A 15,658-nucleotide genomic window follows, 5' to 3' on the forward strand; every position below is an offset into this window, starting at 1 on the left:
CAGGAAAGGTCCAGCCCCATGAAGAAAATGAAACTCGTGATGGTCGGCAACGGCATGGCCGGCGTGCGCACGCTCGAAGAACTGTTGAAGATCGCGCCCGATCTCTACGACATCACCGTCTTCGGCGCCGAGCCGCACCCCAACTACAACCGCATCCTGCTGTCGCCGGTGCTGGCCGGGGAACAGACGATCGACGAGATCGTGCTCAACAGCTGGGAGTGGTACGCCGACAACAACATCACCCTGCATGCGGGCAAGAAGGTGGTCGAGGTCGACCGCGTCAAGCGCATCGTGCGCGCCGAGGATGGCACCGAGGCCGCCTACGACCGCCTGCTGATGTGCACCGGCTCCAACCCCTTCATGCTGCCGGTGCCCGGCAAGGACCTGAAGGGCGTGATCGCCTACCGCGACATCGCCGACACCGACTACATGATCGAGACCGCCCGCACCCACAAGAACGCGGTGGTCATCGGCGGCGGCCTGCTGGGCCTCGAGGCGGCCAACGGCCTGATGCTGCGCGGCATGAACGTGACCGTGGTGCACGTGATGCCCTGGCTCATGGAGCGCCAGCTCGACGACGTGGCGGGCAAGCTGCTGCAGAAGTCGCTGGAAGACCGCGGCCTGAAGTTCCTGATGGGCGCGCAGACGCAGGACATGGTCGGCGGCGACGATGGCCGCGTGAAGACCATCCGCTTCAAGGACGGCACCGAAGTCGCGGCCGACCTGGTGGTGATGGCCGTCGGCATCCGCCCCAACGTGGAGTTGGCCGAGAAGATGCGGCTGCACTGCAACCGCGGCATCGTCGTGACCGACACCATGCAGACCGTGACCGACGCGCGCATCTACTCGGTCGGCGAATGCGCCGCGCACCGCGGCATCGCCTACGGCCTGGTCGCACCGCTGTTCGAACAGGCCAAGGTCGCGGCCAACCACCTGGCCCTGTTCGGCATCGGCCGCTACCTGGGTTCGCTCACCTCCACCAAGCTCAAGGTCACGGGCATCGACCTGTTCTCGGCCGGCGAGTTCATGGGCGGCGAAGGCACCGAGGAGATCGTGATGAGCGACCCCTTCGGCGGCGTCTACAAGAAGCTGGTGCTCAAGGACGACAAGCTGGTCGGCGCCTGCCTCTACGGCGACACGGTCGATGGCAGCTGGTATTTCAAGCTGCTGCGCGACGGCCGCAGCGTGCACGACATCCGCGACAAGCTGATGTTCGGCGAATCGAACATCGGCGACACCGGCCACGAGGGCCACAGCAAGGCCGCGAGCATGCCCGACGATGCCGAGGTCTGCGGCTGCAACGGCGTGAACAAGGGCACCATCTGCAAGGCCATCAAGGAAAAGGGCCTGTTCACGCTCGACGAGGTGAAGAAGCACACCAAGGCCAGCGCCAGCTGCGGCTCGTGCACCGGCCTGGTCGAGCAGATCCTGATGTTCACCGCGGGCGGCGACTACTCGGCCACGCCGAAGAAGAAGGCCGTGTGCGGCTGCACCGACGCGAGCCACCAGGACGTGCGCGACGCGATCCGCAAGGAACACTACCTCACGCACGACGAGGTCTACCGCAACCTCGGCTGGCGCACGCCCAACGGCTGCGCCACCTGCCGCCCGGCCGTCAACTACTACCTGATCAGCACCTGGCCCAAGGAGGCGAAGGACGATCCGCAGAGCCGCTTCATCAACGAGCGCAGCCACGCCAACATCCAGAAGGACGGCACCTACTCCGTCATTCCGCGCATGTGGGGCGGCCACACCACGCCCGACGAGCTGCGGCGCATTGCCGACGCGGCCGACAAGTACAAGATCCCGACCGTCAAGGTCACGGGCGGCCAGCGCATCGACCTGCTGGGCGTGAAGAAGGAAGACCTCGAGGGCGTCTGGAAAGACATCGGCATGCCCTCGGGCTTCGCCTATGCCAAGTCGCTGCGCACGGTGAAGACCTGCGTGGGCAGCGAGTGGTGCCGCTTCGGCACGCAAGACTCCACCCAGATGGGCAAGGACCTGGAGCGCGCGCTCTGGGCCATGTATTCGCCGCACAAGGTCAAGCTGGCCGTGTCGGGCTGCCCGCGCAACTGCGCCGAGGCCGGCATCAAGGACGTGGGCGTGATCGGCGTCGACTCGGGCTGGGAGCTCTACGTGGGCGGCAACGGCGGCATCAAGACCGAGGTGGCCCAGTTCCTCGTGAAGGTGAAGACCAGCGAGGAAGTGATGGCGTACGCCGGCGCCTTCCTGCAGCTCTACCGCGAGGAAGGCTGGTACCTGGAGCGCACGGTGCACTACATCGGCCGCGTGGGCCTGGACTACGTGAAGAAGAAGATCCTCGAGGACGCGGAAGGCCGCAAGACGCTCTGGGAGCGGCTGCAGTTCGCGCTCGACGGCGAACCCGATCCGTGGTTCGAATCGGCGCAGGCCTCGGTGGACGTGCGGCAGTTCGCGCCGCTGACGGCGTGAGCGGACAAGCGGAGAAAAAGGCTTGAAAAGACGACTCTTCATCGCTTCCTCGGCGCTCGCCGCGACGGGCGCCCGCGCGCAGGTGGCCGACCTCAACGACGCCATCAACAAGGCGGGCCGCCTGCGCATGCTGTCGCAGCGCACGAGCAAGGCTTATCTCGCGCTGGTGCATAACGTGGAAACGCGCAATGCCCAGCAGGTGCTCGACAAGTCGATCGCGCTGTTCGAGAAGCAACTGGCCGAGCTCAAGGCCTTCGCGCCGAGCCCGGCCATCCGCGGCACCTACGACGCGCTCGACGGCGCCTGGGGCGACTTCAAGCGCCCACTCGCCGGCATGGCGCCCAACAAGGAGGAGGCCGCCAGGATCGTCAAGCTCGACGCCACCGTGCTCGCGCTCGCGAACCAGGGCACCGCCCAGTACGAAGCCACCTCGGGCAAGCCCGTGGGCCGGCTGGTCAACATCGCAGGCCGGCAGCGCATGCTGTCGCAGCGCATGGCCAAGTTCTACCTGGCCGGCGCGATGCAGATCGACGCGGCCGGCAGCACGGCCGAGATCGCCAAGGCACGCGCCGAATTCCTGGCGGCGCTCGAAATCCTGCGCAACGCGCCCGAAGCCACCCCGCAGATCCGCCAGGAACTGGTGCTGGCCGACGCGCAGTGGATGTTCTTCAACCGCGGACTCCTGCGCCTCGAAGGCGCCGGGGCCTCGCCCGCCCTCATGTCCGACGTGTTCGTGAGCAGCGAGAACCTGCTCGCGATCATGGACCGCGTGACCGGCCTGTACTCCGACCTCAAAACCTAGAGAGCCCCACCATGAGCGAATGGAAAGCCATCTGCCGCATCGACGACATCCCCGTGCTCGGCGCCCGCCGCGTGGCGCGGCCCGCGGGCGTGGACGTCGCCGTGTTCCGCAACGCCGAGGACCAGGTCTTCGCGCTGCTCGACCGCTGCCCGCACAAGGGCGGTCCGCTGAGCCAGGGCATCGTGTTCGGCACCAGCGTGGCCTGCCCGCTGCACAACTGGGCCATCGGCCTCGACGACGGCTGCGCCAAGTCGCCCGACGAAGGCTGCACGCCGAAGTTCGCGGTGAAGGTGGAAGACGGCGTGGTGCACCTCGATGCGCAGGAACTCGCAACGCATGCCATCGACCTGCCGCGCCCCGTGGCCGGCCCCGCGCGCACCATCGCGCTCGCCTCCGCCTGACACCGGCCCCTCACACATGAACGAAACGAAGTCCACCTGCCCCTACTGCGGCGTGGGCTGCGGTGTGATCATCGAGTCCGACGGCACGCAGATCACCGGCGTGCGCGGCGACCCCGACCACCCGGCCAACTTCGGGCGGCTGTGCACCAAGGGCTCGACACTGCATCTCACGGCCAGCGCCACGGTCACGCGGCAGACGCGGCTGCTGCAGCCCCTGCAGCGCATCGCGCGCCACGAGGCACCCATGCCCGTGTCATGGGACACGGCCCTCGACAACGCCGCGGGCAAGTTCGCGCAGGTCATCGACGACCACGGCCCCGACGCCGTCGGCTTCTACGTCTCGGGCCAGCTGCTGACCGAGGACTACTACGTCTTCAACAAGCTCGCCAAGGGCCTCATCGGCACCAACAACGTCGACACCAACTCGCGCCTGTGCATGAGCAGCGCGGTGGCCGGCTACAAGCAGACGCTGGGTGCCGATGCGCCGCCGGCCTGCTACGACGACCTGAAGCATGCCGACTGCCTGTTCATCGTGGGCAGCAACACCGCGTGGGCGCACCCGATCCTGTTCCGCCGCATCGAGGACGCGAAGGCGGCCAACCCCGCGCTCAAGATCGTCGTGGCCGACCCGCGCCGCACCGACACGGTCGAGATCGCCGACCTGTTCCTGCCGATCCAGCCCGGCACCGATGTGATGCTGTTCAACGGCATGCTGCACCTGATGCTGTGGGAAGGCTGGATCGACGCGAAGTACATCGCCGCCCACACCAACGGCTTCGACGCGCTGAAGGCCACGGTGCGCGAATGCACGCCCGACAAGGTGGCACAGGTCTGCGGCATCCCGAAGGACGACCTGCTGGCGGCCGCGCGGCTGTTCGCCACCTCGCCCGCCACGCTGAGCCTGTATTGCCAGGGCCTGAACCAGTCGTCGAGCGGCACCGCGAAGAACGCGGCGCTGATCAACCTGCACCTGGCCACCGGCCAGATCGGCAAGCCCGGCGCCGGCCCGTTCTCGCTCACCGGCCAGCCCAATGCGATGGGCGGGCGCGAGGTCGGCGGCCTGGCCAACCTGCTGAGCGCGCACCGCGACCTGGCCAACCCCGAGCACCGCGCCGAAGTGGCCGCGCTCTGGGGTGTGCCCTCGGTGCCCGAGAAGCCCGGCAAGACCGCGGTCGAGATGTTCCAGGCCGCCGCCGACGGCGAGATCCGCGCGCTGTGGATCGCCTGCACCAACCCCGCCCAGTCGATGCCCGACCAGGCTACGGTGCGCCGCGCGCTGGAGCGCGCCGAGTTCGTGGTGGTGCAGGAAGCCTTCTCCACCACCGCCACCTGCGCCTTCGCCGACCTGCTGCTGCCCGCCACCACCTGGGGCGAGAAGGACGGCAGCGTGACCAACAGCGAGCGCCGCATCTCCCGCGTGCGCCCGGCCGTCGCGGCGCCGGGCGAGACGCGGCACGACTGGTCGATCGCGGCCGATTTCGCGCGCCGGCTCGAACGGCGCCTGGGCCGCACGTACTCGCTCTTCCCCTACGAGACGGCCGAATCGGTCTGGAACGAACACCGCGAAACCACCCGCGGGCGCGACCTCGACATCACCGGCCTGAGCTACGCGATGCTCGACGACGCCGGCCCGCAGCAATGGCCGCTGAAGGAAGGCGAGCGCACCGGCCGCGTGCGCCTCTACGAAGACGGCGTGTTTCCCACGCCCGACGGCCGGGCACGCTTCGTCGACACGCCCTACAAGCCCGTGGCCGAGGCCCGCGAGGCGCGCTACCCCTTCTCGCTCAACACCGGGCGCCTCCGCGACCAGTGGCACGGCATGAGCCGCACCGGCACGGTCGGCAAGCTGTTCGGCCATGTGGCCGAGCCCATGGTGCAGATGAACGCACAGGACATGGCGCGGCGCCAGCTGAAGGACGGCGACCTGGTCCACCTGACCTCGAAGCGAGGCTCGATCCTGCTGCCCGCGCGCGCCAGCACCGAGATCGGCATGAGCCAGGCTTTCGTCGCGATGCACTGGGGCGAGGAATACCTGAGCGGCTGTTCCTCCACCGGCACCCGGCTGGCCGGCATCAATGCGCTCACCACGCCCGTCTACTGCCCCACGTCGAAACAGCCCGAGCTGAAGCACGCGGCGGTGAAGATCCTCAAGGCCGAGCTGCCGTGGTCGCTGCTGGCCATGGCCTGGCTGCCCGGAGACACGGCGCTGGCGGCGCACCGCGCGCTGCAGCCGCTGATGGCGATGTTCCCCTTCGCCACCTCTGTGCCGTTCGCCGGCAGCACGCCGGGCGCGGAGCGCAGCGGCCTGCTGTTTCGCGCGGCAGCGCACGATGCCCCGGCCGACGCGCTGCTGGAACAGATCGAAGCCCTGCTCGGGCTGCAGGTCGCCGACACCCTGCGCTATGCCGACCGCCGCCGCGGCCAGCGCCGCTCGGTGCGGCTGGTGCGGCGCAGCGACGACAGCGCCGGCCTCGAAGCCTTCCTGCTCGGCGGCGACACCAGCGCCGAAGCCTGGATCGCGACGCTGCTGCGCGAGGAACTGCCGGCGCAAAGCTACGGCCGCCTGCTGCTCTCGCCCGGCGCGCGCGCGCCGCTGGCCGTGCAGTCGCGCGGGAAACCGGTCTGCACCTGCTTCAACGTGACCGACCTGGCGATCCAGGCCGAGCTGGGCCGCTGCAGCGGGACGGCCGACGAGCGGCTGGCCGCCCTGCAAGGCACGCTGAAATGCGGCACCAACTGCGGCTCGTGCATTCCGGAACTCAAGCGCATGGTGCGCATGACGCCTTCCGAGGCGATGGCGGAGGCCCCATGACCCCGCGTCTTGCCGTGCATAAGCCGACTCGCATTCCGGCATAAGCGTTGCAGGACAATCCGCCTACCCATGGGAATCAGCCAATACATCAAGGAAATCGGCCGCGGCGCGCGAGGCGCCAAGCCGCTCACGCGCGAGCAGGCCACCGACCTGTTCGGCCAGGTGCTGGACGGGACCGTCACCGACCTCGAGATCGGCGGCTTCTGCCTGGCCATGCGCATCAAGGGCGAGACGCCCGAGGAGATGGCCGGCTTCCTCGATGCCACGCACGCGCGGCTCCACCGCATTCCCGCCGGCGACCGCGCCCTCGTCGTGCTGCCCAGCTACAACGGCGCGCGCAAGCTGCCGGTGCTCACGCCGCTGCTGGCGCTGCTGCTGGCCCGGGAGGGCCTGCCGGTGCTGGTGCACGGCAGCGCCACCGAAACGGCCAGGGTGCTGGCCTCGAACGTGCTCGCCGCGCTGGACATCCCGCCGATGGCCGCCATCCGTGCCATCCCTGCCGGCGAAGTGGGCTTTGCCTCGACCGAGTTGCTGAATCCCGCCCTGAAGCGCCTGCTCGACGTGCGCCGCGTGGTCGGCCTGCGCAACCCCGGCCACAGCGTGGTCAAGCTGATGCAGCCCACGGCCGGCCCCTGCGTGGTGGTCGCCAGCTACACGCACCCCGAATACGCGCGCACCATGGGCGAGACCTTCGAACTCATGGGCATGACCGCCCTGCTCTCGCGCGGCCTCGAAGGCGAAGTGGTGTCCGACCCGCGCCGCACCGCGCAGATCGACGGCTTCGTGCGCGGCGTGCGCACCGAACTGCAGGCACAGGCCAGCGGCACCGCCGCCGAGGTGCCCGGCCTGCCGAAGGAAATCGATGTCGCCACCACGGTCGGCTACACGCGACGCGTATTGAACGGCGAGCTTCCCGTGCCCGAAGCCATCGCCACGCAAGTCAGGCACATCACGCAACTGGCATCCCACGCATGAACACCTCCTCCACTTTCATCACCGGCCGCTGCACGCTGGTGGGCGCCGGCCCCGGCGACCCGGAGTTGCTGACCATCAAGGCCGTCAAGGCGATCCAGGCGGCCACCGTGCTGCTGGTGGACGACCTCGTGAGCGAAGACATCCTGGCCTATGCCCGGCCCGGTGCGCGCATCGTGCACGTGGGCAAGCGCGGCGGCTGCAAGAGCACGCCGCAGGCCTTCATCGAGCGGCTCATGATCACCGCGGTGCGCGAAGGCGAAACCGTGGTCCGGCTCAAGGGCGGCGATCCCTTCATCTTCGGCCGCGGCGGCGAAGAGGTCGAGCACCTGCGCGAAGCCGGCATCGAATGCGCCGTGGTCAACGGCATCACCGCCGGCCTTGCGGCCGTGACCTCGCTCGGCGTGCCGCTCACCCACCGCGACCATGCGCAGGGCGTGGTGTTCGTCACCGGCCATGCCAAGACCGGTGCCGGCGCCCAGGAAGACCCGACCGACTGGCGCGCCCTGGCCGCGATGGCGCACAACGCGCGCCTCACGCTGGTGATCTACATGGGCGTGGCGGGCGCCGGCCACATCGAGCGCGAGCTGCTGCACGGCCTGCCCGGCGACACGCCGGTGGCCGTGGTGCAGCACGCGAGCCTGCCGCACCAGCGCCACATCGCGACCACGCTGGCCGGGCTCCAGGCTCGCATCGCCGAGGCCGGGCTCGCGAGCCCGGCGGTGATCGTGGTGGGCGACGTGCTGCGCGGCCTGGCCGCGGCGGCGCTGCCGACAACCGCGAACCGGTTCGGCACCTGAGCATCAGAGCCTGTTTACGATCTTGGGGCCACGTTGAGGCTCGTTGTTCAGGGCGCGCTCACGCCGACGGTGTGCTCTGCTCCGCGAATGTCCCCCGGCGCGGCCTATGGCCGCAGGCCTCCTCCTTTATTTCGCTGCGCAGAGCACACCATCGGCGTGATCGCTCAGAGCAGTCGTTGATCGGCTCGCACAGGCGCTGCGTCCATCGTGCACAGGGCACCGGGTGCTCCCCGCAGCGAAATAAAGGAGGAGCGAAGCGGGGGACATTCGCGGAGGGGAGTACCCGGTGGCCTGTGCACGCACCCCGAACGCACGCATCCCGAACCCCAGCACCCCAACAGGCATCTGCATGGTCCCAAATAGATCGTAAACAGGCTCTCAGAAACTGCCGATGAGCCCCGGCCGACCGCGGACGGCCGCGGCATCCGGCGCAGGGCTCGCGCGCAGCACCACCGGGGTCCGGCTTCCGAGGCTCGCGACGAGGGCAATCCAGGCGATGGCGAGTTCGCCGTCGGCCGCGGCCAGCCGCTGCTGGTCCAGCATCAGGCCCTGGAAATCCTCGAGCATCCGGACCTCCGACACTTCTCCGCGGTCCATCCGCGTTTTCGAGCGTTCGAACATCGCCTTCGCCTCGCGCACCCGCCGGTTCGCGTCGGCCGCGACGTCGTTCGATGCCTGCAGCCTTCGCAAGGCCTCGGCCACCTCGGCGCGGCCCTGCGCCACCGCCTGCGGATAGAGCGGGTAGCCGGGGAGGCTGGCATCGGTTGCCGGGTCGCTTTCGCCGGACGCCTCCTCGGCATCGATCGCGCCAGCGAGCAGGGTTCGCGGCTCGATGCCGTAGAGCGACGCCGCCAGCTGGACGTCGTCCCGGTTGGCGAGCAGCGCCGCAGGCAATGCCTGCGGCAGCGAGGCCGCGAAGCGAGGCAGCCTGCGCTGCGCGACCTCACCGGCGATCGCCTGTTGCAACACCTCCTCCGACAGGCCGCAGCGCGCCACGAGAAAGGCGAGGTTCGCTGCGCGCTGCGCGTCGATCTTCTTCATCGACGCGTCGGCACCCGCTTCGCGGCGCTTCAGCTCCTGGCTGAAGTCGTCGTACGGCGCCGAGCTGGCGGCCACGAGCTGCGATTGCCGCCGCACGGCGGTACGTGCGCTGTCGATGTAGGCCAGGCGCAGCGTCTGGACCAGCAGCGCAACGTAGGCCGCCGAGACACCGATCTCCGCGGCCGGTGTGTCCAGCCGCTCACCGAAGCCCGCGGACGCCGCATCGCGGCCGGCATCGGCAATCAACCCATTCAGGGTCTCGCTCTCGAACGCCGACCACCACGGGCGTGCCGTGGCACGCAATGCAGACGCCACGGGCTGCACCTCCTGGYGCTCCAGGCCGGGGTGCGCCACGACATGACTCGCGCTCACGCCGGAACCGGCGCAGGCGATGCCCAGCGCGCCGAAAAGCATCGCAACCATTGACCGACTCGCCACCATTCGTGCGCTCCACGGGAATCCCGAAGCCGCGATGGTTCCTCGCAAATTCGGAGAAATCGGAGAGGCGGCGCATGGCATCCGTGCAACACAAGTTGCGATCGGTCGCCGTTCGGCGAGATTCCTCCCAGATTGGACGAAACCATTCACCCCGTCACCGGCGGAGCGCGCATGTCGTTCGCGCCCCGCCTCAACGGAGAGAACCCATGAAGATATGCCCGCGCTCCCCGAGCGCCTTGCGACTGCGACGGTGGATCGGTGTTGCGCTCGTCTCGCTGGCGTCGATGAYGGCGCAGGCGCAGAACGCCATCGAGGCCGTCACGAGCACTGCGAGGGCCGACTCGGAGCTGGTTCGCATCGACTTCACGCAACCGCTGACCGCGCTGCCCATCGGCTTCGTGGTGCAGGAGCCGGCGCGCATTGCGCTGGACTTCCCGGGCGTGACCAGTGCCGTCGGCCGCTCGGCCATCGAGTTCAACCTGGGCAACCTTCGCACCGCCAATGTCGTGCAGGCCGGCGAGCGCTCGCGCGTGGTGCTGAACCTCCAGCGCGCAGCAACCTACCAGGCGGAGATCCAGGGCCGCTCGCTGCTGGTCTCGCTGCAGTCCGGAACGGGCCAGCCGGCCAGGACCTCGACCACCGCCGCATTTGCCGAAGGCAGGGAGCGCCAGGTGACGCCGCTGCAGGACATCGACTTCCGGCGCGGCGGCGATGGCGCCGGCCGCGTGCTCATCGCCATGGGCAGCAGCCAGCTCGGCGTGGACGTGCGGCGGCAGGGCTCGACCCTGGTGGCCGAGTTCATGCAGGCCTCGTTGCCGGAAGGGCTGCGCCGCCGCCTCGACGTGTCCGACTTCGGCACGGCCGTCGAGTCCGTGACTGCGCAGCAGATCGGCGACCGGGTCCGCCTCTCCATCGGCGCGCGCGGCGACTGGGAGCAGAGCGCCTACCAGACGGACACGCAGTACGTCATCGAGGTGCGCCCGCGAAAGACCGACCCGGCCAAGCTGACCCAGGGCACGGGGTACGCGGGAGAAAAGCTCACGCTCAATTTCCAGAACGTCGACGTGCGCGCGCTGCTGCAGGTGATCGCGGACTTCACCGGCTTCAACGTGGTGACCTCCGACACGGTCTCCGGCGCCCTGACGCTGYGGCTCAAGGAGGTGCCGTGGGACCAGGCGCTGGAGGTCATCCTGCAGGCGAAGAACCTCGGTATGCGAAAGAACGGCAGCATCCTCTGGATCGCGCCGAGGGACGAGATCAACGCCAAGGAAAAGATCGAGCTCGAAGCGCAGTCCGCGCTGGAGAACCTGGTGGCGCTGCGCACGCAATCCTTCCAGCTCAACTACGCCAAGGCCGCCACGGTCGTGCAAAGCCTGACGGGTGGCGGCGCCGGCGGAAGCGGCGGCGCCTCGGCGACGCGCCTCCTGAGCACCCGCGGCAGCGCGATCGCGGAGACGCGCACGAACCAGCTCTTCGTCACCGACACGCCGGTGCGCCTGGCCGATGTGAGCGAGCTCATCCGCAAGCTGGACGTGCCGGTGCGACAGGTGCTGATCGAGGCGCGGATCGTCGAGGCCTCGGACACCTTCGGCAAGTCGCTCGGCGTCAAGCTGGGCGGCGGGGCCATCGGCAAGAACAGCTCCTTCGGCACCAGCCCCACGGGCACCGACAACGCCTTCACCTCGTACACCAGCAGCAACTTCGTGAACCTGCCGGCCGGCGACGCGGGCGGCACCGGCAGCAGCGCCGGGGCCTTCTCGCTGTCGCTGTTCAACTCCGCCTTCACCCGCATGCTGAACCTGGAGATCTCCGCGCTCGAAGCCGAAGGCAAGGGCCGGCTGGTGTCGAGCCCGCGCGTGGTGACGGCGGACCAGACCAAGGCGCTGATCGAACAGGGCGAAGAGATTCCCTACCAGCAGGCGACCTCCAGCGGCGCGACCTCCATCTCGTTCCGCAAGGCGGTGCTGAAGCTCGAGGTCACGCCGCAGATCACGCCGGAGGGCAACATCATCCTCACGCTCGACGTGAGCAAGGACGCCCGTGGCGTCAACACCTCGGCCGGCCCGGCCATCAACACCAAGCATGTGCAGACGGAGGTGCTGATCGACAACGGCGGCACCGTGGTGATCGGCGGCATCTTCGAGCTGACCGAGACCAACGACGAATCGCGCGTGCCGGTGCTGGGCGAGGTGCCCTACCTGGGCGCGCTGTTCCGGTCGCGGGAGCGCGTCGTGAACAAGGTCGAGATGCTGGTGTTCATCACGCCGAAGATGATTGCGCGGCCGAACGCCGCCCTTTAGCACCAACATGGCATGGAGCGTGCTTAGACCGTGCATGCTCGCCTCCAGCTCATTTTTCGCCGTCCTGAACGCCTTTCGGACCGATGCGCCGCATCGGAAGGGGCACTGCATGCGCCCCGGCTGCGCGCAACCCCGGCACATGTCCTGCTGAGCGTCCGGCGATGAGTGCCGTCACCACGCCTGCGCCTGCGGCGGTCGAGATCGTCGCGCTGAGCAAGCGCTACGCCGCAGGCACGCCGGCGGCCGTCGACCAGATCGACCTGCGCATCGCCAGCGGCAGCTACTGCTGCCTGCTGGGCCCGTCGGGCTGCGGCAAGAGCACCACGCTGCGCATGATCGCGGGCCACGAGTCGGTCACCAGCGGCGACATCCTGCTCGACAACCGCAACATCACCCACCTGCCCGCGGCCGCGCGCGGCACGGCGATGATGTTCCAGAGCTTCGCGCTGTTCCCCCACCTGTCGGCGACGGACAACGTGGCCTTCAGCCTCAAGATGAAAGGCGTCGGCAAGTCCGAACGCCAGAAGCGCGCACGCGACCTGCTCGAACGCGTCGCGATGGGCCACCTGGCCGAACGCAAGCCCGGCGAACTCTCCGGCGGCCAGCAGCAGCGCGTGGCGCTGGCGCGCGCGCTCATCACCGAGCCGCGCGTGCTGCTGCTCGACGAGCCGCTGTCGGCGCTCGACCCCTTCCTGCGCATCCAGATGCGCGCCGAGCTGCGGCGCTGGCAGAAGGAACTGGGCCTGACCTTCGTCCATGTCACGCATTCGCAGGAAGAAGCGATGGCGCTGGCCGACACCATGGTGGTCATGAACCACGGGGTGATCGAGCAGGTCGGCTCGCCGCATGAGATCTACAACCATCCGGCGAGCGAGTTCGTGGCGCGCTTCATGGGCGGCCACAACGTGCTCGACACGCCCGCCGGCCCGATCGCCGTGCGCAACGACCGCATGCGCATCGCCCCGGGTTCGGACGCCGGCGCATCCGGCGGCCTTGCCGCGGCCGTCACCGATGTCGAGTACCAGGGCACCTACGTGCTGCTCGGGCTGGCGCTGGAAGCGGCCGCGCCGGCCCGCCGGAACGTGTCGGTCCTGCTGGGCGAAGCCGCTTTTCTCGCAAGCCCCTATGCACAGGGCGAGACGGTGCGCCTGTCCTGGGCCGAAGCCGACGCACGCGCGCTCGCCGTGCCCCTGTGAGTGAACGCACCGCCGCCCCACCCTTTCCCCGCTCCTTCATCCGCCACTCTTCATACGGAGGCTCTTCCATGACCGACCCCATCGACTCGTCCGCCGGCTTCAAGCGCCGCACCCTGCTGCAAGGCACCGCCGGCATCCTGGCCACGGGCATCGCGCCCTTCGTGCATGCGCAGGAAAAGATCGTGCTGCGCTACCTGGGCACCGCGGTGAACCAGGACAAGGCCATCGCCGAGAAGTTCAAGGCCGACACCGGCATCGAGATCCAGTACGTGGCCGTGACCACCGACGACGTGACCAAGCGCGCCGTCACCGCGCCCAACAGCTTCGACCTGATCGACACCGAGTTCTTCTCGCTCAAGAAGATCGTGCCGACCGGCAACCTCAAGGGCATCGACACCAGGAAGATCAAGAACGCCGACAAGATCACCACGCTCTTCACCAAGGGCGAAGTCGCCGGCAAGGCGGTGGGCGACCAGGGCACCGCCCCCAAGAAGGTGATCTACCTCGAAGGCGAGAAGAGCAAGAAGTTCGCGACCGCGCCGACGCAGTTCATGTCGCTCATCCCGACGGTCTACAACGCCGATACGCTGGGCATCCGCCCGGACCTGATCAAGCGGCCGATCAGCTCGTGGGCCGAGCTGCTCAATCCGGAATTCAAGGGCAAGGCCGCGATCCTGAACATTCCGTCGATCGGCATCATGGACGCCGCGATGGTGGTGGAGGCCAAGGGCATCCACAAGTACAAGGACAAGGGCAACATGACCAAGGCCGAGATCGACCTGACGATCAAGACCCTGATCGAGGCCAAGAAGGCCGGCCAGTTCCGCGCGCTGTGGAAGGACTTCAACGAGTCGGTCAACCTGATGGCCTCGGGCGAGGTGGTGATCCAGTCGATGTGGTCGCCGGCCGTCACGGCCGTGCGCACCAAGGGCATCGCCTGCAACTTCCAACCGCTGAAGGAAGGCTACCGCGCCTGGGCGGCCGGCTTCGGCCTGCCGGCCACGCTGTCGGGCAAGAAGCTCGACGGCGCCTATGAATTCATCAACTGGTTCCTCGACGGCTGGGCCGGCGCCTACCTGAACCGCCAGGGCTACTACAGCGCCGTGCTCGACACCGCCAAGGCCAAGATGGAAGCCTACGAATGGGCTTACTGGATGGAAGGCAAGGCAGCTTCGCAAGACATCAAGAGCCCCAACGGCGACGTGCTGGCCAAGACCGGCGCGGTGCGCGACGGCGGCAGCTACGAGCAGCGCATGGGCGGCATCGCCTGCTGGAACGCCGTCATGGACGAGAACGAGTACATGGTCCGGAAGTGGAATGAGTTCGTCGCCGCATAAGGGCGTGGGCAAGTTCAACCCGCAGGCATGAGCGCACCCGCCACGTCCAGCCACGCCGCCATCATGCCCACACACGCCGTGAAGGCGTGGTGGCAGGCGGCGCCGTTCGCGCTGGTGTTCCTGCTGTTCTTCCTGATTCCACTGGCGCTGGTCGCGATGGTCAGCCTGTGGAATTTCAACGAGTACGAGCTGATCCCGGCGGTCACGCTGCGCAACTACCTGAGCCTGTTCGAGGGTTGCTCGCACCTCACCGACAACGGCGACCTGTGCGTCACGCTCAACACCTACCTGAGCACCTTCAAGTTCTGCGTGTTGGTGTGGGGCATCACGCTGCTGATCGGTTTCTCGGTCGCATACTTTCTCGCGTTCCACGTGCGCTCGTCGACCATGCAGACGGTGCTGTTCGTGCTGTGCACCGTGCCCTTCTGGACCTCCAACGTGATCCGCATGATCTCGTGGGTGCCGCTGCTGGGACGCAACGGGCTGGTCAACCAGGCGCTGACGGGCCTCGGGTTCGTGAACCAGCCGGTCGAGTGGCTGCTGTTCTCCGATTTCTCGGTGGTGCTCGCCTTCGTGCACCTCTACACGATGTTCATGATCGTGCCGATCTTCAACAGCATGATGCGCATCGACCGCTCGCTGCTCGAAGCGGCCAGCGACGCGGGCGCCTCGGGCTGGCAGACGCTCTGGAACGTGGTGGTGCCGCTGTCGCGCACCGGCATCCTGATCGGCTCGATCTTCGTCATCACCATCGTGATGGGCGACTTCGTGACCATCGGCGTGATGGGTGGCCAGCAGATCGCATCGATCGGCAAGATCATCCAGGTGCAGACCTCGTACCTGCAGTTTCCGCTGGCTGCGGCCAACGCGATGATTCTTCTGGCTGTAGTGCTGATGATCATCTGGGGGCTGACCCGGCTCGTCGATATTCGCAAGGAGCTCTAGATGGAATTGAGCTTCGTGGATCGAATCGGGCTGCCGTGTTCAGGGCGCGCTCACGCCGACGGTGTGCTCTGCTCCGCGAATGTCCCCCGGCGCGGCCTAGGGCCGCAGGCCTCCTCCTTTATTTCGCTGCGCAGAGCACACCATCGGCGTGATCGCTCAGCGC

The 15,658-nt window shown here is 68.1% G+C and carries 11 protein-coding genes; 10 read left to right on the top strand and 1 reads right to left on the bottom strand.

Annotated features, from left to right (window positions below; all coding sequences use genetic code 11):
- The first annotated feature begins 18 nt into the window (after positions 1-18).
- From nirB to cobA, 6 genes are all read left to right on the top strand, one after another.
- The gene (gene nirB, locus AC1DXX_RS10125; RefSeq protein ID WP_478134045.1) at positions 19-2,451 is read left to right on the top strand and encodes a nitrite reductase large subunit NirB; all 2,433 of its coding nucleotides are present in this window, start codon (positions 19-21) and stop codon (positions 2,449-2,451) included.
- Positions 2,452-2,473: 22 nt separating this feature from the next.
- Positions 2,474-3,253: a type IV pili methyl-accepting chemotaxis transducer N-terminal domain-containing protein gene (locus AC1DXX_RS10130; protein ID WP_478134046.1), complete on the top strand. Its 780-nt coding sequence runs from the start codon at positions 2,474-2,476 to the stop codon at positions 3,251-3,253.
- 11 nt (positions 3,254-3,264) lie between these two features.
- Positions 3,265-3,654 (top strand): nitrite reductase small subunit NirD, encoded by a 390-nt coding sequence (nirD, locus tag AC1DXX_RS10135; RefSeq protein ID WP_478134047.1) that lies wholly within the window; start codon positions 3,265-3,267, stop codon positions 3,652-3,654.
- Between the two features lie 16 nt (positions 3,655-3,670).
- The gene (locus AC1DXX_RS10140; protein ID WP_478134048.1) at positions 3,671-6,466 is read left to right on the top strand and encodes a nitrate reductase; all 2,796 of its coding nucleotides are present in this window, start codon (positions 3,671-3,673) and stop codon (positions 6,464-6,466) included.
- A gap of 69 nt (positions 6,467-6,535) precedes the next feature.
- A complete protein-coding gene (ybiB, locus tag AC1DXX_RS10145; RefSeq protein WP_478134049.1) occupies positions 6,536-7,441 on the top strand; it encodes a DNA-binding protein YbiB in 906 nt (301 codons plus the stop codon).
- The gene (gene cobA, locus AC1DXX_RS10150) at positions 7,438-8,238 is read left to right on the top strand and encodes a uroporphyrinogen-III C-methyltransferase (protein ID WP_478134050.1); all 801 of its coding nucleotides are present in this window, start codon (positions 7,438-7,440) and stop codon (positions 8,236-8,238) included. The genes ybiB and cobA overlap by 4 nt, the downstream gene beginning before the upstream one ends.
- Positions 8,239-8,616: 378 nt before the next feature.
- Here the strand turns inward: cobA and AC1DXX_RS10155 are convergent, their stop codons facing one another.
- Entirely contained in the window at positions 8,617-9,702 is a 1,086-nt protein-coding gene (locus tag AC1DXX_RS10155; RefSeq protein WP_478134051.1) for a hypothetical protein, read from the bottom strand.
- A gap of 221 nt (positions 9,703-9,923) precedes the next feature.
- Here AC1DXX_RS10155 and AC1DXX_RS10160 point away from each other — a divergent pair, with 221 nt between their 5' ends.
- From AC1DXX_RS10160 to AC1DXX_RS10175, 4 genes are all read left to right on the top strand, one after another.
- Entirely contained in the window at positions 9,924-12,017 is a 2,094-nt protein-coding gene (locus tag AC1DXX_RS10160; protein WP_478134052.1) for a type IV pilus secretin PilQ, read from the top strand.
- 161 nt (positions 12,018-12,178) lie between these two features.
- Positions 12,179-13,213: an ABC transporter ATP-binding protein gene (locus tag AC1DXX_RS10165; RefSeq protein WP_478134053.1), complete on the top strand. Its 1,035-nt coding sequence runs from the start codon at positions 12,179-12,181 to the stop codon at positions 13,211-13,213.
- A 68-nt stretch (positions 13,214-13,281) separates the two neighbouring features.
- Positions 13,282-14,550 carry an ABC transporter substrate-binding protein gene (locus tag AC1DXX_RS10170; protein ID WP_478134054.1) on the top strand — a complete coding sequence of 423 codons (1,269 nt, stop codon included), beginning with the start codon at positions 13,282-13,284 and terminating at the stop codon, positions 14,548-14,550.
- A 27-nt stretch (positions 14,551-14,577) separates the two neighbouring features.
- Entirely contained in the window at positions 14,578-15,495 is a 918-nt protein-coding gene (locus tag AC1DXX_RS10175) for an ABC transporter permease (RefSeq protein ID WP_478134055.1), read from the top strand.
- The last annotated feature ends 163 nt before the right edge of the window (positions 15,496-15,658 follow it).

This window comes from Variovorax sp. P4_B10, assembly GCF_056402375.1.

Excerpts from the sequence above, each read along its gene's own strand:
- AC1DXX_RS10140 (WP_478134048.1), top strand. The coding sequence starts at position 3,671 with ATGAACGAAACGAAGTCCACCTGCCCCTACTGCGGCGTGGGCTGCGGT.
- nirD (WP_478134047.1), top strand. The coding sequence starts at position 3,265 with ATGAGCGAATGGAAAGCCATCTGCCGCATCGACGACATCCCCGTGCTC.
- nirB (WP_478134045.1), top strand. The coding sequence starts at position 19 with ATGAAGAAAATGAAACTCGTGATGGTCGGCAACGGCATGGCCGGCGTG.
- AC1DXX_RS10175 (WP_478134055.1), top strand. The coding sequence starts at position 14,578 with ATGAGCGCACCCGCCACGTCCAGCCACGCCGCCATCATGCCCACACAC.
- ybiB (WP_478134049.1), top strand. The coding sequence starts at position 6,536 with ATGGGAATCAGCCAATACATCAAGGAAATCGGCCGCGGCGCGCGAGGC.
- cobA (WP_478134050.1), top strand. The coding sequence starts at position 7,438 with ATGAACACCTCCTCCACTTTCATCACCGGCCGCTGCACGCTGGTGGGC.
- AC1DXX_RS10165 (WP_478134053.1), top strand. The coding sequence starts at position 12,179 with ATGAGTGCCGTCACCACGCCTGCGCCTGCGGCGGTCGAGATCGTCGCG.
- AC1DXX_RS10170 (WP_478134054.1), top strand. The coding sequence starts at position 13,282 with ATGACCGACCCCATCGACTCGTCCGCCGGCTTCAAGCGCCGCACCCTG.